The sequence below is a fragment of the Prevotella fusca JCM 17724 genome, assembly GCF_001262015.1.
Classification (GTDB): Bacteria; Bacteroidota; Bacteroidia; order Bacteroidales; family Bacteroidaceae; genus Prevotella; species Prevotella fusca.
Map to the genome: position 1 here is coordinate 34,545 of NZ_CP012074.1, position 17,291 is coordinate 51,835.

Here is a 17,291-nt window from a genome sequence, read left to right on the forward strand (position 1 = left end):
GCCCTCGACGCCATTGGTGTTTACCATGAACGCCACATGTGCCGGGCAATGCCACATCGGTAGAAAGTGCATGATTGTCATTTTATGCGTAAGACACTAATGGCTGACTCATGCTGGAAATGTTTACCAGACAGCACCGTTATTATTTGTTAGGTCTTATCTTTTCGTAAGCGTTCTGCCGATAGCATCTGCCCAACCAGCCTTGGCTGCCTCAATTTCTTTACTGTCAGCAATAGGCTCGAAGCAGCGTTCAACCTGCCATTGGCTCTTGATTTCGTCAATATTCTTCCAGAAACCGACAGCCAGACCTGCAAGGTAAGCTGCGCCTAAGGCAGTGGTCTCAGTGATACGTGGACGAACAACCTTAATGCCAAGGATGTCTGCCTGAGACTGCATCAAAAGATTGTTGCGTGATGCGCCACCATCGACTTTCAGCTCGGTAAGAGAAGCGTTCATGTCCTTTGCCATTGCCTGTGCAATGTCGTAAGTCTGGAATGCAATACCATCAAGGGCTGCACGGGCGATATGTGCACGTGTAGTACCACGTGTAATGCCGACTATCGTACCACGGGCATACTGATCCCAATAAGGAGCTGCAAGACCAGTGAGGGCGGGAACGAAGTAAACACCACCACTGTCTGGTACGGTTGAAGCTAAGTCCTCAACCTCTGATGATGAGGTGATGAAGCCCAATCCGTCACGCAGCCACTGTACAACAGAGCCACCGACATAGATGGAACCCTCCAACGCATAAACCACATCGTCATCAATCTTCCATGCAATAGTGGTAAGAAGGTTGTTCTTTGACATAACCGGCTTGCTACCTGTGTTCAACATTACGAAGCAACCAGTACCGTAGGTGTTCTTGATAGAGCCCGGGTCTATACACATCTGACCGAAGAGGGCTGCCTGCTGGTCGCCGGCAATACCTGAGATAGGCACTTCATGAGCAAAGATAGTAGTCTTGGTGTGTCCGTAAACCTCTGAACTTGACTTTACAGCAGGCATCATAGACATAGGAATGTCAAGTAATTTCATCAGCTCCTCGTCCCATTTCAGGTCGTGAATGTTGAAGAGCATGGTACGAGAAGCATTCGAAACGTCAGTTACATGCACCTCTCCACGAGTCAATCGCCATACCAGCCATGAGTCTACATTACCGAAACGGAGCTTGCCCATCTCAGCACGTTTGCGTGCACCTGGTACGTTGTCAAGGATCCACTTGATTTTTGTTCCGCTGAAGTAAGCATCAATAATGAGACCAGTTTTCTCATGAATCTTGTCCGTCAAGCCCTGTGCTTTCAGCTCATCACAGAACTCTGAAGTGCGGCGATCTTGCCATACAATGGCGTTATAGATAGGTTCTTCGGTGTCAACATCCCACACAATCGTAGTTTCGCGCTGGTTGGTAATACCAATACCTGCGATGTCAAGGCCGTTAATATCTATGGCAGAGATAGCCTCAGCGATGACAGAAGCCTGCGAAGACCATATTTCATTGGGGTTATGTTCTACCCATCCCGGCTGTGGGAAATACTGTGTAAACTCTTTCTGTGCTACGGATTTGATATGTCCGTTGTGATCAAAGACAATGGCTCTTGAGCTGGTTGTACCTTGGTCGAGGGCTAAAATGAATTTCTTCTCCATGCTAGTAATATTTTGTTAGGTTGATTTTTTTCTTTATTTTATAGTTATCATAAGCGGTGACAGAGCTTTGACAGAGTACATCGGATTGCCTGTTGCGTAGTTCCGGCTTTATTGATACCGTTGTCCGACTATTTGAACATAGTCGTCTGATTTTCAGGACACATACGTAATGCCTGTTAATACCGCTTATTGTATGCCGTTCAGCTTCATTGTTTCCTCAACGTCCAGTGCTTCGGCAAGAATTGAGACAGGGTTCTTTACCTCATATCCTGTTGACATTTCAATCTGCCATTTACAGGTTTCACAGTCGGTTGTGACGTAGTCTGGGTTTACTTCCTTTATCTGTGTGAAGAGGCCGGAGCCGATCTGCTGTGATCGTTCGTAGTTCTCTTTCTTGAATCCGTAAGTACCAGCGATGCCGCAGCATTGGGAGTCAAGCATCACAAGTTCCAGTCCGGGAATCATCTTCAATAGCTCTGTACTGTAGATGACCCAGCCCATCTTCTCCATGTGACATGCCGAATGATAGGCTGCACGCATCTTGAAATCCTTGCGGAAAGCAAGTTTTATATCGCCACTTTCTATGAGTCGGTAGAGGAAACGGGTAGCAAGTGTGAGGTTCTCTTTTACATCATCGACCTTTATTCCAAGCAGATGCTCATACTCGTCACGCATGGTAAAGGTACAGGTGGAGCTCGTTGTGAGGACAATGCGGTTCTGCTTTGCTGCCTGACGGATAGAGTTGATGTTCACTTCTCCCTGTCGGCGAGCCTGATTGCTAAGTCCGTTGGCAATTAATGCTACACCGCAACATTTCTCTTTATCCAGCAGGTGGACACCATAACCGACCGCATTCATAATCTTTACGAGGTCTTTGCCCAACTGTGGGAAGTTATAATTGACGTAACAGCCGTGGAAATAGCTTACATGTTTCTTGTATTCGTCCTGCTGTTTGGCTGCATTGCGCTTGAACCATGTCTCAAACTTCTGGCTGCTGTAGGCTGGGAAACTGCGATGTTTGTCAATGCCCATCACGCCGTGGAGCACAGCCTTGATAGGCTTCAAACCTAATGTGGTGTTCACAATCGGTGCAACCATGTTTGCCATAGTACCCACGAAGTCGGTATTTGCAAGCATTCTGTCACGCAGGATAGGACCATGTGTACTGTATTTGATGCGTGAAGCCTGAATGATGTCGGCAATGCGAACACCTGAAGGACAGGCTACTTCGCACCGTTTACAGTTCAGACACATCTTCAAGGCGTTGTCGAAGAACTTGCTGTCTTTCAGTCTGTAACGTTCCAAGTCTGGTCCTGAATGCTTCGGACCGGGGTATTCCGGCTCCACTGCCGACACCGGGCAGTATGCTGTACAGATGGAACACTTCAAGCACTGTTCCAAGTTATTGCCGCTGATATTCTTTAGTTGTATTCCTTCTGGCATGACCTTATTTCCTTTCTGTTATTGTTTCGGCTACCTGAAGGGCAGTCAAGAGTGAAACACCAGTGCCATCGGCGAGCCTGATACCATTGTGTCCGCTCAGTACGGAACCGATGGCAAAGAGGTTGCTGACAGCTTTTCCGTCTTTTATTGCATGGAAGTCCTTGTCCGTCCGCACGCCAAATTCCATATAAGGCTGTGCTGTGAACGCATCTTCCTTTGTCCATTCGCTTCGTGCTTCAGCAGCATCAACATCAAGGTTGAATACTGGCTCGAATACATGTTGATAGTTGCTCTGCAGTCCGTGGCTCATGAATGAACCCGTAGCAAGGATGAACTCGTCTGCATAAAGCGTCTCATCAGGGAGATTGTCGGTAGTTATAGATACGAGTCTGTTGTCCTTGAAGACTCCACTGTTAGCTGTATCGCCCACCAATATTGTGCCACCCAGACGGGTGAAGAGGCGCTTCAGAAGATTAGCAGTGCGTGCACCCGATACAGAAGGGGGAAGTGTTGCAAGGTATTCAACCGGCTTCTTTACCATTGCCTTCAGTTCGTTGATACTTTCATCGTCACTGAACCCCAATACAGCAGGCATCAACAATACGTCAGTCTCTCCGCTGATGGCATTGATACGGTCAGCAGCTTTACGCAAAGCGTCTTTGTTTGACAGTACTTTTGCTATGTTTGTTGCACGCATCTCAGTAGGACTTTTCCTTATACGGCTCAATTCATCGGTCGTAAAAGCCTTCACCTGACAATCCACACCATGTTTCTTAAGGTTGGTGGCGATGAACTCTGTCGGGAAATCCAGAAATCCTTGGATATTCAGGAGTTCTGTTTTTTCCCAAGGAAGAACATCCTTCTGCTGGCTCACGGCATATCCTTCGGTTGTCAGCCAGGCCGGTTTCAATGTGCCTAATGGAGTGAAACGGTAATGATTCTGTGCACTGTTGCCCGTTACCTTTACGCCAGCTTCATCCAGCAGAGCCTTAGCCTTGTCAGCAAGTTGTCCGATTTTCCCAGCTCCGATCTTCTTATAAGGATGCTTGTCGTCCAGTTCAGGAATGGCATCCAGCGGACGTTCAACAACCTCTCCATTATTATCATAGCCAAGTAAGTCGAACGAACCCGAATTAAAGTGGAGACTGTTCTGGCCTGCTGACACGATGCAGACCCGTTTGCCTGTGCGTGCCAGTGTGATACCAGCAGTGAGTCCGCTGAGTCCTCCACCTATTATTATTGTATCGTATCTCATTGTCGATTGTTTTTGATTGTGATAGATTGTTTAGAATCTTTGGGCTTGTTATGGTTTGTGGACTTCCCGTGATGTCTATAGTTGTAGGGATTTCTTTTTCATCCAAAAGCCTTTTGTCAGCTTTCCAGCCCTAACAATCCCTGATAAATTGTAGTTGTGAGCTGCGCCTCATCCAGTGTGCTGCCCCATGCTACTGGTCGCATACCTTTCCACCGTTCATTGATGAAGTTGCGAAGGTCAGTCAATGTCTTGTCAGCTTCTGTTCCTGCAGCACACATAACACCAGCTGCCCGGCAGGCACAAAGCTCACCTTGGCAGGTTCCCATGCCTACACGTGTACGGCGGCGCAGGTTGAGAAGGTCGTGTACATGCAGGTTGTTTATCGCATATTTCACTTCACCGACACTTACTTCCTCACATTCACAGACGAGGGCACGGTCTTCTTCGCTCTGCTGGGATATTTCCTGCACCCGATAGCCCTGACGCCCTTTGGCTGCATTATGCGCTGTCGGGTATATATGATGCTTTCTGTCAGTGTCTTCTCCTTCACTTCCGGGAAGCAGAAGATCGGCTGTCTGGCATGCTGCCTCTATGCCCAACTTCTTGCAAGCCAGGTTGGTAGCCTCCTCTGCCATAAGTCGGTAGGTCATCATCTTACCGCCTGTAATTGTGATAAGATCAGCCAGACCGTCACGTTTCTCATGATCCAGGCAGATGATGCCACGGCTGATATTGCGCCCTGACGGGTCATTGTCAGCAGCAACAAGCGGACGGACACCTGCATAGGCACGCAGGATACGTGTCGTCGCAAGGCTTGGAGCGAGTTTTTCACCCTCCTTTATCAGCAGGTCAACTTCTTCCTGTGTTATCTTCAGGTCGTCAATTGTTTCGTATGGTACACGGTCGCTGGTCGTTCCGATGACGCATACAGTATCGTCTGGTACGAGAATATCGGCATTGGCAGGCTTGCGACAACGGTTGATAACCATGTTGTTGACACGATGACCGAAGATAAGGAGCGTTCCTTTGGCAGGAAACATGTTCATCTTTATGCCTGCCATCTTGACAATGCCATGTCCCCAGATGCCGGCAGCATTGATGACGATTCTGCAATGTGTCTCGCTTTCTTCGCCTGTGTGATTGTTGCGAAGGTGCACACCTTCCACGCGACCGTTGTTGACGATGAGTCCTACAACTTCATGATAGGTAAGGATTTCCGCTCCATGACGGCGTGCATCGAGGATGTTTGCCGTTGTAAGATGGAACGGGTCAACGGAAGCATCGGGCACGCGCACAGCGCCAATAAGGTCAGGGTTGACCGATGGCTCTATGCGTCGTGCCTCTGCAGGTGAAATAATACTAGCACTTATACCTGCTTTCTGGCAGCCTTCAACAAATGTTTTCTGGTATTGTATGTCGTCTTCCGGCAGTGTGATAAACAAGCCGTCAGTCTCTTCAACGCAGTGACGGGCTATACGGCGGAGTATCATGTTCTCCTTGATACACTCAGAGGCTGACTCCGGGTCGGTTACGGCATAGCGTGCTCCGCTATGAAGCAAGCCGTGGTTGCGACCTGTGGCACCATTGCTGAAATCATATTTCTCTACAAGCAGCACACGCAGTCCACGCAAAGCACAGTCGCGTGCAGTGCCGGCGCCCGTAACGCCTCCACCGATGATAATAACATCGTAATCTTTGTCTAATACTCTGCTCATTGTATAGGTAGTTCTAATCTGTCAAAAAGTTGTTCACAATGTTTCGTAACGAAAGCAACAAAGAAAGATTGAGCCATTGTTTAAAAATGCTTTTGTTTCTTTACGATGCAAAGATAAATAATTTAGTTGGGGGTTTCCAAATTGCTTAACATTATTTATAATTTTTATTTCGTTTAGAAACGCTTTTAATTTCGTTTTGCTACATTCTTTGTCGGAAGTAAAACTGTTTTTGGTAAGAATTCAGGCTTTGTATGTTCGTTTTGGGCTATTGGTGTCCGCAAAAGATTCCCCATATAAGTTAGTTGTTTGTGCTTTGCCATATACATTTATAATGACCCTAAGAGAGCTCCCTTACCGTCTTCGACCGATGTGCTGTTGGTAAACACCATTCGTGCTGTTGGCAAACACCATTCGTGCTGAGGCTGAACACCAATGGTGTTGAGTGCTGAACACCGTGCAATATGTTGTTAGTGTGTGAGCAGCTTGTTGTCAGAAAAGAGTTGTGTTACCATAGGCAAACGATGCTTGTTTGATTATGTAGCTTGCTTTCCCAAAGCCAGTGGAATGTTATCTGCTTAAAGGGGGGGGCGGCATTGGAGCGGATGTTATTTAAGTTTGTCGCCCAGCAGTGTTTTTGAATATGTTTTGGAGGTGTACAGACCGTGGGACAGGCTGCACTTCCATGCCGACTTTCATTTTAGCTGCAATCGGTCATTAGAGCCTGGGAAAACTTAGAGAATTAGGCTTGATACAGCTGTTGCGGATGCGGATGTCTGGTTTCGTTTGCTGTGTAACACCTGCGTATCAACTTGCTGAAAGCGAAACTTGATTAAAATATAATTTGTCATATATTATATTTTTTACTATCTTTGCACTCAGTGAAACCAAATAAATAATAATAACATTATAATTTCATTCGATATGAATTTTTATTCCAGACAATCTAATCAGCAGAATCCAAGAATTAACCCCACAAACTCCCATAACATGAACCTTTCAAAGAAATTATGGCTTCCAGTAGGATTTGGTGTTGTCATCTTCTGTATTGTTCTTGCTTTCTTTTCGTTCGTCAATCCTTCATACGACCAGGAGGCTGCCTTGAAGATGAAGCCTATCTTTTTCGGGAGTACGCGCGTTGCTGATGATCCGGTGAATTCTATCACGCTGATAGCACCGACGACCACTGCTGTGTATTTCAATATCCTGCCGCAGAAGGCGCAGTTCCAGTTCGATGACCTGCTGTCAAACGACAATACACCGCTTGACGTCAATATGTATATGATTATCCAGGTGAAGAAAGGGCAGACCCCTGACCTGCTGAGGAACTATGGAGAAAACTGGTTCGAGAACTTCATTGAGCCGTATTTCCGCAATAAGGTACGTGAGTATGTGTCTTCCTGCTCACCTTTCGATCTGATGAGTAACCGTGAAGTCCTTGCGAAGTTTGACGAGCGCATCATGCAGTCTATGCGTCAGTATGTTGCCTCTTTGTCACGTAAAGCCAATTTCCCTATCGACATCCAGCAGGTCATTACCGACCGTGTCATGCCTAACAAGGAACAGTTGGAGGAGATGAACAAGACTGCAGCCAGTATCCAGGCAAAGCAGACACAGGAGAAACGGGCTGAAATGGAGCTTGCACGTGCTAAGGCTGAACGTAACAAGGCCGTGGCTGACAAGGCATATATGACCGAGTTAAACCTCTCTCCAGCACAGTTTATTCAGTTGCGTGCATGGGATGTTATCGAGAAGAAGAACGGTGCCAACATTGATGTCCTCCTTGGAGGTGGCGAAACTCCGATGTGGAATATCCGCCGATAGTATGACAAAGTCTGCTTTTACAATATGTATAAGTAGAGTTATTTAAGGTTTATGGACAGAACAATTTTCTATCTTTTTTCCATTCCGCTTCTAATAATCTCTATGATATTCTGCGGTTATATAGTGAGGAGGGGGCTGAAAATCAATTCAAATGGAGGCTTTCATATTGAGAACGGCTATCTCTATCCTCACACGCAGTATGGGCGTATATCGATTTTGAAAGATCCTGATCCGATTTGTATCAAAGACATTGCTACGATAAGATTGCGTCAGATTTTCCAGATTAACGGTGCGTTCAGAACCAAGGTGACGATGAAGGATGGAAGAAGCATGTCGTTTGCTGTGACAGGATTTAATCCTGCTAAAGAAAGGAGAAGGCTTGAAAAGGAGCTGTTGGAAAACGGTTTCCAAGGAGAAATTTATTAATCTGTTTGTGTCTTAACTGTAATAACGTGAGTTGAAGCCTCTGTTGCAGCATAGGAGAAAACGGGATAAAAAGGAGTTGTAGTGAATATGCAGAGAGGCGGTTGCCAAAATGGTAACCGCCTCTCTGTTATTTGTTTATGTAGATTATAGGCAGATGGGACGCTCTGCACTCTCAAGGATTTATATAGTTTTCTGTTATTCCTGGTGTTTTTAGTATTCATAGAAAGTCCATGCTTCCCTGTAGAAGTGCTGTCAGTCCTGCCTTGTCAAACCTTTCTAATGCTTACTTCAGCTTAGCCTCAAGGTTCTTCAGCATGTCAACAGTCATGGCATCGAGGTCATACTGCGGCATCCAGTCCCATTCAGCACGTGCGCAACTGTCGTCAAGACTGTCCGGCCAGCTGTCAGCAATGCTCTGTTTGAGCGGGTCAACGTTGTATTCCATCTCAAAGTCAGGCTTGTGACGCTTGATGGCATTGAATATTTCTTCCGGGTCGAAGCTCATGGAAGCAATGTTGAAACCATTGCGATGAACCAGACGTGTAGGGTCTGCCTCCATCAACGAGATAGCTGCGTGCAGACCATCCGGCATATACATCATGTCCATCAGTGTTCCTTTCTTGATAGGACACACGAACTTCTCTCCACGGACTGCTGAGTAATAGATGTCAACCGCATAGTCTGTGGTACCGCCACCCGGAGGTGTTACGTAGGAAATAAGTCCCGGGAAACGTACTGAACGGGTGTCAACACCGTACTTCTTGAAATAGTAGTCGCTGAGCAGCTCGGTCGTTACCTTTGATACACCATAGATTGTGCCGGGACGCTGAACAGTGTCCTGTGGTGTCTTTGTGTGCGGTGTGCTCAGGCCGAAAGAGCCGATGGAGCTCGGAGTGAAAACGGCACAGTTGTTCTCTCGTGCCACTTCCAGGATGTTCCAAAGACCGTCAATGCCGATCTTCCATGCCAGCTGCGGCTTCTTTTCTGCCACTACTGACAGCAGGGCTGCAAGGTTGTAGATGGTGTCAATGTTGTGTTTCTTTACAACTTCGGCAATCATCTCTGGGTTAGTAACATCGGCTTCCGCTGACGGACCAGCCTCTTTCAGTTCGCCTTTAGGTTCAGCTCCCTTGATGTAGCCAGCAACGATGCTGTCGTTTCCATAACGTTTTCTCAGTTCTCTGGTAAGCTCAGAGCCTATCTGCCCTGTAGAGCCTATGACCAAAACATTTTTCATAAATATCGTTAAGCTAATATGTAACAGACTGCAAAGTAAATATTTTTTTTGTTGATAATCCACTAATACGTATTAAAATTATTAAATTTTTGACCTCTTGGGCAAAAAAAAACTGCTTATCGTTCTTTTTCTCATTTTTTATAACTTACTTTGTCCTCAGTAAATAAAAATCTAATGTTATGTATGGTAAGATGAAAGAACATCTCTGCAATACGCTTGCAGAGATTAAGGATGCAGGACTTTACAAAGAGGAAAGAATCATTGAAAGTCCTCAGAGTGCAGCAATTGAAGTTAAAGGCAAGGAAGTACTGAACTTCTGTGCCAACAACTATCTTGGTCTTTCCAATCACCCACGTCTGATTGAAGGTGCCAAGAAGATGATGGACAAGCGGGGATTCGGTATGTCCTCTGTGCGTTTTATCTGTGGAACACAGGACAGCCACAAGGAGCTTGAAGCAGCTATCTCGGAGTATTTCCAGACGGAAGACACCATTCTGTATGCAGCCTGCTTCGATGCTAACGGCGGAGTCTTTGAACCATTGTTCACCGATCAGGATGCTATTATCTCTGACTCTCTGAACCACGCCTCTATCATTGACGGTGTACGCCTTTGCAAGGCTAAGCGTTATCGCTATGCCAATGCTGACATGGCAGACCTTGAGCGTTGCCTGAAGGAAGCGCAGGAACAGCGTTTCCGCATCATCGTTACTGATGGTGTGTTCTCAATGGATGGGAATGTGGCTCCTATTGACAAGATTTGTGACCTCGCAGAGAAGTATGATGCTCTTGTTATGGTAGATGAATCACACTCTGCCGGTGTCGTTGGTGCTACTGGTCATGGTGTAAGCGAACTCTGCAAGACATACGGTCGTGTAGATATCTATACCGGTACGCTCGGTAAGGCATTCGGTGGTGCACTCGGTGGCTTTACTACTGGTCGCAAGGAGATTATCGACATGCTCCGTCAGCGCAGCCGTCCTTACCTCTTCTCCAACTCACTTGCACCTTGCATTATCGGTGCCAGTCTTGAGGTTTTCAAGATGTTGAAGGAGAACAACGAACTCCACGACAGGCTTGTTGAGAACGTTAACTACTTCCGTGACAAGATGATGGCTGCTGGCTTTGACATCAAACCAACCCAGAGTGCCATCTGTGCTGTAATGCTCTATGATGCCAAGCTGTCACAGGTATATGCTGCCAAGCTCCTTGATGAGGGTATCTATGTGACTGGTTTCTATTATCCTGTTGTTCCAAAGGGTGAAGCTCGTATCCGTGTCCAGCTTTCAGCAGGTCACAACCGTGAGCAGCTCGACAAGTGTATTGCTGCTTTCATCAAGATTGGTAAAGAACTTGGTGTGCTGAAATAGAATGATGTAAGCACTGGCAGGCACGGTAGTTATAGCGTGCAGCAGGCTTTTACTGACATAAATCCAAGGCTGGATTCCGAAATCGGAGTCCAGCCTTTTGCTTGTCCTTTGCCTCACTTCAGGCCTGCTGTAAGTATGGATAACAAGTCTTTTCCCCGTTTTATGGTCTTTCATAGGTGGCAGCCTGCATCCTTTAACTATGCTTTATTAAAATTATCTGAATACTGATAAATGTTTATCAATGCATAGATAATATTTTATCAGCATGCAGATGAATAATTATCGCCATTCAGATAATTCAGGAAAGGTGTAGTTTGCGAATGTTATTGTATGCAGGTAATCCGAGAAGTATGGCGGATCAAGCGATAGGAAACGGTGGATACGACACAGCTCTGGCTTGTCCAGACCAGGGTTGTGTGCATAAAACGAGGGTGTGCCAGTCTTGGCACACCCTCGTTGTTGTTATAAAGTTTCTTATCGGATGACACTTGTATAACGGTCATCCTGTGTCGTTATGCGTACCATGTAGGTTCCTTTAGGGAGGGAGAATGTTATACGGTCGGCAAAATCCGCTGTACCGCTTGCCACCAAAACACCATTCATACCATATACTTCCACGCGCTTCAAGCCTTGCTGCTGTACTGTAAGATGTCCGTCAGAGAATTGCATTATACCCTTAAAGCGGGTTGCATCAATCCCGTTCGTCACACCATTGTTAGTGATGGAAATGAATGTCGGCTTGGTTGAAGCTGGTATTAAATCAACGTTTCTGCCATCTTCCACACCTATCAATGCCACCCGGTAGCGGCGGTTGTTGATGAGTTGCTCAACCTTGGGGTCAATCCAGTCGCTTTGTATCATTGTCATTGAGCCAGCATTGGTGAGATCTACCTGTAACGGTTTCTTCATTACAGGGATAGATACCTCTGTCTGTGTGTCAATCAGATACAGCATCAGGCTACCTTTGTAGTGGGCGTTCTTTCCAAGAAAAGCCATGCAGTTGATTCTGAAAGTAGGGCTTGTCGCTATGTTTATCCCTTCGCTTGGTATGCTGTTCTCACTGTTGTCCTGTACGAAAATACGTATATTAGCAAAGGTTTCCGGCTTCGTTCCATCCTCAACCGTAACCTTGTAAGGCTCCTGTAAAGCTCTGTCGCGCACCTGACAGGTCTGGTTGTCTGCGTTGGTGATGGTTGTGCGCAGGCGGTATTCACCTGCAGCAATGCCATAGGGAAGATTGAACGGCATTCTTACTCGTGTCGTAGCATAGACATCAAAGTCCACTGCCTCTTTCGTCTGTGACGTATATACAACTTTATTTTCACTGTCAATCAGTTCTGTCTTTACGATTCCGTTGAAGAAATTAGCATCCAGTTTGCGGATGTGCAGGCGGATGTAATTGTTTTCGCCGGATAACAGTTTGCTGTCAAATTCAGGGTCGGCAGCGAGCTGGTAACTTGGAGTCTTTGAAGGCAACTCTAAGTAACTTATCTTTCCGTTTTCAACCTTCATTACGACACGTGGTGCCTTTTTCATCCGAGCCCATGCACCCAAGGCACCGTTCTCCTGTGATCGGGCAGCAATAGGGTAGAGTGAGTATGTTCCGTTTGTCAGTGCTGTGAGGTCAAGTGTAAAGGTCATTTCCTCATCTATTACAGCTCCCGAAACCATCTTCCCATCAGAGTATATGAAACGAGTCTTGGTAAAGATGTCCCTGCCGTTCTGCCCATAAGGAATTTCCTTTATCAAGTTGCCCTCTTGGTTATAGATACCCAAACCGATGTCGCCTACAAAGTCGCTGTTGCTTTGGTTGGTGAATCCTGAATACATTACCTTTGTATTGGCAGACAAGGTGGTTGGGGCGTCCCCTACGAACGCCATGTCACTTCCGTATTTAAAAGTGATATTGGGCGAGTTGTAGGCGATGTCTGTATCAATCTTAGGTGTGCCTGGCTTGTTTGGGTGTGCGGCAATGACGATAAGTCTGCGGTTGAAGCTGTGCTGTGCACCGTTAAACTCACTGCCGGTAGAAGTGAGGTTCAAGGCTGCAAGCGAGTAGTAGCCGTCTGCCTGCCCGTTCCAACCGAAGTTCATGTGGAAGTTGTCGTTTCTGTCGAAACCGTCGCAAACCCACGCATGACCAGCTCCGTTTTGTGAATCACCTGATATGTAGAGTGGGAAACCGTTGCGGATTTCTTTTTTTACAATCTCGATAAAGTTGGTAACCCCCTCGTTTGCCCTGGTTATCATTGCTGCATCATAGTCGAAGTGATTGCGCAATGCCCGTTCAGCCATATAGTTCTGCGTACCGCTTGCCCTGTCAGTGTACTGCATCTCTGTTGCAATGCCCACATCATTCATCAACAATGCCACGGCATCTTCCTGCTGTGGCGTAACGCCCACACGTTTATAATCGGTCAGCATGTTAGCCCAGTCGTAATGCGATTTTGTGAAATCCGCTGAGCGGGTGGTGTTGTTAAAGTTCACTTTGTAGCTTACCTGACCCTTTCCCTGTGCCGGCCACTTGTGGAAGTACATCACTTGCGCCACAGCTGTAGCCACACAACCCGTTACGTAATGTGTCTTCTTGCTGTAAGGGTAGTCCTGTCCCCACTTGGTTTTCACTAACGGTTCCACATGATCGCCTTCAGTCTTAGCAGCTTTGGCACGTGTGGTAAGGCTCTTGTTTTTCCCCAGCTCTGCATAAACCTGACGATAGGAGTCGAAGAGATATCGTGCTTCGGGATTGAGGTTTGTCATGTCAATGGATGATTCATTGCTATAAGCAAGAACCTCACCCATCTTGTCGTCTCCAGCAACAACAACGAAGCCCTTTCCGGCTGCATCATTGAAGACGTAATAAGGTTGCTGTGTGGTTGCTGCCAAGCGTGTTCTCATGCCTTTGACAGCCTTCTGGCTTACCTTTACATATTGTCTTGCAATACGCAAGGCAGTCTTGAAATCGACATTGTCAGCATAGTTTGCTGATACGAAACACAGGAGGGAAAGAACGAGAAAACCTCTTTGCAATATACGGTTGTGTACCGAGAATACAGTTCTTTTGAATTTAAAATGAAATAATGATTTTATCATGTCAGGTTTATACTAAATAAATTATTGAGTGCAAAGTTACATTATTTTTTTCATTTTTCTGTATAAACAGGCGTTAGAATGACGAATCCGTCAAATTCTCTCAGATGTTCGTCTGTAACGTAACCAAGCGTTAGCAGCAGCACGGTAAGGTGTCTTTTCCAAAGCTGGATGCTGTCGTTAATAATGTGGAAAAGCATGTTGTCGGAATTCTTTTCATGACAGGAAATATTTATTTTCACGAAAAGAAATATTTTTCTTCATGAAAAAAAATGTTTTTCTTCATGAAAAGAATTCGGAGACACCCGCTTTCTGCAACAGAGAGGCTAATAAACAAAGTAGGGACACACGGCTTATATACCCGACAGCAAGTGCTGTTTGCAGGCGTATAAGCCGTGTGTCCCTATATTTGTTATAGTTTATGCCGTTCTTTTTCTGTAATATATGACAGGCTCTAAGGCATTGATATTGCCGGAATCCTGGCCGCAGAATCAGTATGCAAAGTATTTTCTTATTTTCCCCTTGTAGGTATTGATGTCCAGCGTGATGGAATCCGGTTTCTTGAATCCCGCTAACGGAATGCTTGCAAAGACACGTGAACTGTAATATTCGGGGACTCCGTTCTGATGATGGTGCAGACGGAGATAGAACATACGACCGCCAGATGGCTGCAGCTTTATGGAATCGCAGACTACAGCTACTGACTGGACAGGCTGTTTGCCTTCTTTCTTCCCTGTCTTCAAGATAAGTCCAAGGTTCAGATAACTGCCGTTCTTGCTCATCCATGCACTTTCAAATCCGACAGGGTCGTTATGGACGACAGGCGTGTTGAGTGCCAGGCGTAAAGGCAAGACCGCAACGGGGCGGATGGCGACAGGCTCTGTTACACCGTTTTCCACCTTATTATAATATAGCAAGGCACGGTAAGTGGTGTCGCCCTTCGTAGCCCACTTTTCTTTCAATGCTGGTTGCAGGGTCAGCTGGATACCATCGTCAGTGCTTGCCGAAACAAAAGCTGACAACGTGTTTGTCCTTGCCTCGACGAAGTCAGTATGCAGATAGGACAGTCCGCTGTCGCCTGTCTCGTAGAAATCATGCTCACAAGCACTGACTATGAGTAACGACACGGCAGCCGTTACCATAGTCAATATCCAGGAAATCCTTTTGCTGATACCGTCCACAGGGCGTTACTTCTTAAAGGTAAGACGGTTCAGCAATGATTTAAAACGTCCGTTCTCGGATGACGCAGCAATGTAATTCTTTGCAGGATAAGCATACTGTGTCAGCAGGCATGTGCGCAGGAACTTGTCGTCACGGTTCTCAATGTTGATCTTCTCAATCTGACCTTCAAGATAAGTCTCGAAGTCCTGGTAGTCTTCTGGCGTATAATACTCCTCATAGACACGTGTGTCCTGAATCATATCCAATGCCACGTAATTGACAGGATAGAGCTTGTAGTTGCAATGGATTTCGTGATCGATATGTGCTGCAATGGCATCGAAGAGCTTGTTTTTCGGCAGGTTCTCGTCTACGGTGTCAAGCCATTCGTCAATGCAGGGCGCACACTTGTAGAAGATATGCCCCTTGTAGCCCTTGATACCGACCAGCATACTCTCGAGGTCGTCCTCGGCTGTCTTCTTCCAGTAAGGTACATCACGGCGCAGCTGATACTCACGTGCCTTGAGGTAATCGCACGGGTCATACTCGTATGATATTGCCAGCGGAACGATGTGCAGCTGTTTCAGACGCTCAATGATAGAGCCTTCGCCACCCATAGCCATCATCTTCAGGATGGCTGCCTGTGTGAGGTCGTTCGAGTTCTTGGCTCTTCCCTGTCGCTGGGCAATCCACACGTTCTCATTCTTCTCGGCAATGGCAAAGTGAATGTACTCTGACATGCGCTTGCTGGCACGCAGCATCTCGACTGAATGGAGGGCACGCTCCACGGTGAACGACTTGTTGATGCGCACAAGGTCACGTACCCAGTCCTGTGAAAGGAGGTTGTCGCCGATGGCAATCTCGCAGGTTGTTGCGAAGCCAACATCAATGAGCAGCTTGTCGAGGAACGCAGAATCGAGTACGATGTCACGATGATTGCTGACAAAGGTGTAACGCTTCTGCGTGTTGATGTTCACCGCATCTATGCTACAGCCTAAGCTCTGCTCGATGACAAGACGCTGGAGGAAAGGATAGCAGAATGCTTTCTGGAAGTCAAGGTTTGTCTTGCAGGCATGCATCTTCTTTGCCAGAGCCTCTGTAGGGACATCAGGGTAGAGGTAAGCCAGCACCTTCTGGAACTGCTTGTCAGCAAGAATCCGGTCATAGACTGCCGGTAATTCTTCCGGCTCGAACGGACGGATAGGATCAAACTCTGATGGTATTTTCATAATCGTAATAATTAATTTGTTTCTGTTTATGTATTTATTGCACGCCGACAGAGCCTGCAATAATCAGTTCTATTCCCATTTCCTCAATCTTCTTTACCACTGACTGCGGTATTTTTGAGTCGGTTATGATGATGTCAACATCCTCCAGTCCGCTGATTTTGGCAAAGCCACGGCGTCCGAACTTGCTTGAGTCAGCCAGTACGACGATCTTCTGTGCTGCCTGCATCATGCTTCTGTTCAGTTCTGCTTCCCGTATATCGGTCGTTGAGATACCGAAGTCAAGGTCGATGCCGTCCACTCCAAGGAATAGTTTTGTGAACGAACAGCCACGAAGAATCTCCATGCTGTATTGTCCGATTACCGACACACTGCTGTGACGGACCATTCCTCCAAGCTGGATAATGTCAATGTTGTCATTTCCTGCCAACGTCATCGTAGCCTGCAGACTTGCTGAAACAACCGTCAGTCTGCCTTCCGACTGGATGTTACAAGCCAGCGCATGAATCGTTGTTCCCGAAGCAAGGATGATGGAGTCATCTTTCACAAGCAGCTTTACAGCCTCTGCGCCGATGAGTTGTTTCTCTTCGGCATTCAGCTTTTCCTTCTCGTTTACAGAGCGGTTGTTGGTGAATGGATTGATAAGAATTGCTTTCCCATGGCTTCGATACAGCTTTCCCGCCTTCTCAAGTTCAGTCAGGTCCTTTCGTATGGTTACCAACGACACGTCCAAAGAGGTTGCCAGATCGGAAACCAATACAGACTCCTGTGCCAGAAGTTGGTCGAGAATAGCATTCTGCCTATCTTCTTTTGTCATAATCAACGTAGGTTTTCGGTAACTTTCAGCTGACATTTGTCATGCCTTACCATATTAGAATAGTTTTGTACAAATATAGTTAAAATAAA

At 46.5% G+C, this 17,291-nt stretch carries 12 protein-coding genes; 3 read left to right on the forward strand and 9 right to left on the reverse strand.

The window, feature by feature from the left end:
• Positions 1-156 precede the first annotated feature (156 nt).
• The 4 genes from glpK to glpA all read right to left on the reverse strand — a co-directional run bounded on the left by glpK (position 157) and on the right by glpA (position 6,060).
• The gene (glpK, locus tag ADJ77_RS00155; protein WP_050695894.1) at positions 157-1,647 is read right to left on the reverse strand and encodes a glycerol kinase GlpK; all 1,491 of its coding nucleotides are present in this window, start codon (positions 1,645-1,647) and stop codon (positions 157-159) included.
• 186 nt (positions 1,648-1,833) lie between these two features.
• Positions 1,834-3,090: an anaerobic glycerol-3-phosphate dehydrogenase subunit GlpC gene (gene glpC, locus ADJ77_RS00160; RefSeq protein WP_025077808.1), complete on the reverse strand. Its 1,257-nt coding sequence runs from the start codon at positions 3,088-3,090 to the stop codon at positions 1,834-1,836.
• Positions 3,091-3,094: 4 nt separating this feature from the next.
• Positions 3,095-4,345, reverse strand: coding sequence for a glycerol-3-phosphate dehydrogenase subunit GlpB (glpB, locus tag ADJ77_RS00165; protein ID WP_025077809.1), 1,251 nt, complete (start codon positions 4,343-4,345; stop codon positions 3,095-3,097).
• A gap of 116 nt (positions 4,346-4,461) precedes the next feature.
• On the reverse strand, positions 4,462-6,060 hold the full coding sequence (gene glpA, locus ADJ77_RS00170; protein WP_050695895.1) for an anaerobic glycerol-3-phosphate dehydrogenase subunit A: 1,599 nt from the start codon (positions 6,058-6,060) through the stop codon (positions 4,462-4,464).
• A gap of 987 nt (positions 6,061-7,047) precedes the next feature.
• Here glpA and ADJ77_RS00175 point away from each other — a divergent pair.
• Both ADJ77_RS00175 and ADJ77_RS00180 read left to right on the forward strand, forming a co-directional pair.
• Positions 7,048-7,881 (forward strand): SPFH domain-containing protein, encoded by an 834-nt coding sequence (locus ADJ77_RS00175; RefSeq protein ID WP_394330585.1) that lies wholly within the window; start codon positions 7,048-7,050, stop codon positions 7,879-7,881.
• Positions 7,882-7,932: 51 nt separating this feature from the next.
• Complete coding sequence (locus ADJ77_RS00180; RefSeq protein WP_025077814.1) at positions 7,933-8,307, forward strand: hypothetical protein; 375 nt, start codon at positions 7,933-7,935, stop codon at positions 8,305-8,307.
• Positions 8,308-8,590: 283 nt separating this feature from the next.
• Here ADJ77_RS00180 and ADJ77_RS00185 read toward each other — a convergent pair whose 3' ends face one another.
• The gene (locus tag ADJ77_RS00185) at positions 8,591-9,544 is read right to left on the reverse strand and encodes an NAD-dependent epimerase/dehydratase family protein (protein WP_050695896.1); all 954 of its coding nucleotides are present in this window, start codon (positions 9,542-9,544) and stop codon (positions 8,591-8,593) included.
• Between the two features lie 179 nt (positions 9,545-9,723).
• Here ADJ77_RS00185 and kbl point away from each other — a divergent pair, with 179 nt between their 5' ends.
• On the forward strand, positions 9,724-10,911 hold the full coding sequence (gene kbl, locus ADJ77_RS00190) for a glycine C-acetyltransferase (RefSeq protein ID WP_050695897.1): 1,188 nt from the start codon (positions 9,724-9,726) through the stop codon (positions 10,909-10,911).
• Positions 10,912-11,385: 474 nt separating this feature from the next.
• On the opposite strand, the gene ADJ77_RS00195 is transcribed toward kbl, so the two are convergent.
• From ADJ77_RS00195 to ADJ77_RS00215, 4 genes are all read right to left on the reverse strand, one after another.
• Complete coding sequence (locus ADJ77_RS00195) at positions 11,386-13,941, reverse strand: thiol protease/hemagglutinin PrtT (protein WP_244148542.1); 2,556 nt, start codon at positions 13,939-13,941, stop codon at positions 11,386-11,388.
• Between the two features lie 551 nt (positions 13,942-14,492).
• The gene (locus tag ADJ77_RS00205) at positions 14,493-15,143 is read right to left on the reverse strand and encodes a NigD1/NigD2 family lipoprotein (RefSeq protein WP_050695899.1); all 651 of its coding nucleotides are present in this window, start codon (positions 15,141-15,143) and stop codon (positions 14,493-14,495) included.
• Positions 15,144-15,188: 45 nt separating this feature from the next.
• Positions 15,189-16,388: a 1-acyl-sn-glycerol-3-phosphate acyltransferase gene (locus ADJ77_RS00210; RefSeq protein WP_050695900.1), complete on the reverse strand. Its 1,200-nt coding sequence runs from the start codon at positions 16,386-16,388 to the stop codon at positions 15,189-15,191.
• Positions 16,389-16,422: 34 nt separating this feature from the next.
• Positions 16,423-17,202, reverse strand: a complete 780-nt coding sequence (locus tag ADJ77_RS00215) for a DeoR/GlpR family DNA-binding transcription regulator (RefSeq protein WP_025077816.1) — start codon at positions 17,200-17,202, stop codon at positions 16,423-16,425.
• Positions 17,203-17,291 lie beyond the last annotated feature (89 nt).

Coding starts and splice junctions, on each gene's coding strand:
- glpK (WP_050695894.1), bottom strand. CDS start 1,647: ATGGAGAAGAAATTCATTTTAGCCCTCGACCAAGGTACAACCAGCTCA.
- glpC (WP_025077808.1), bottom strand. CDS start 3,090: ATGCCAGAAGGAATACAACTAAAGAATATCAGCGGCAATAACTTGGAA.
- glpB (WP_025077809.1), bottom strand. CDS start 4,345: ATGAGATACGATACAATAATAATAGGTGGAGGACTCAGCGGACTCACT.
- glpA (WP_050695895.1), bottom strand. CDS start 6,060: ATGAGCAGAGTATTAGACAAAGATTACGATGTTATTATCATCGGTGGA.
- ADJ77_RS00175 (WP_394330585.1), top strand. CDS start 7,048: ATGAACCTTTCAAAGAAATTATGGCTTCCAGTAGGATTTGGTGTTGTC.
- ADJ77_RS00180 (WP_025077814.1), top strand. CDS start 7,933: ATGGACAGAACAATTTTCTATCTTTTTTCCATTCCGCTTCTAATAATC.
- ADJ77_RS00185 (WP_050695896.1), bottom strand. CDS start 9,544: ATGAAAAATGTTTTGGTCATAGGCTCTACAGGGCAGATAGGCTCTGAG.
- kbl (WP_050695897.1), top strand. CDS start 9,724: ATGTATGGTAAGATGAAAGAACATCTCTGCAATACGCTTGCAGAGATT.
- ADJ77_RS00205 (WP_050695899.1), bottom strand. CDS start 15,143: ATGGTAACGGCTGCCGTGTCGTTACTCATAGTCAGTGCTTGTGAGCAT.
- ADJ77_RS00210 (WP_050695900.1), bottom strand. CDS start 16,388: ATGAAAATACCATCAGAGTTTGATCCTATCCGTCCGTTCGAGCCGGAA.
- ADJ77_RS00215 (WP_025077816.1), bottom strand. CDS start 17,202: ATGACAAAAGAAGATAGGCAGAATGCTATTCTCGACCAACTTCTGGCA.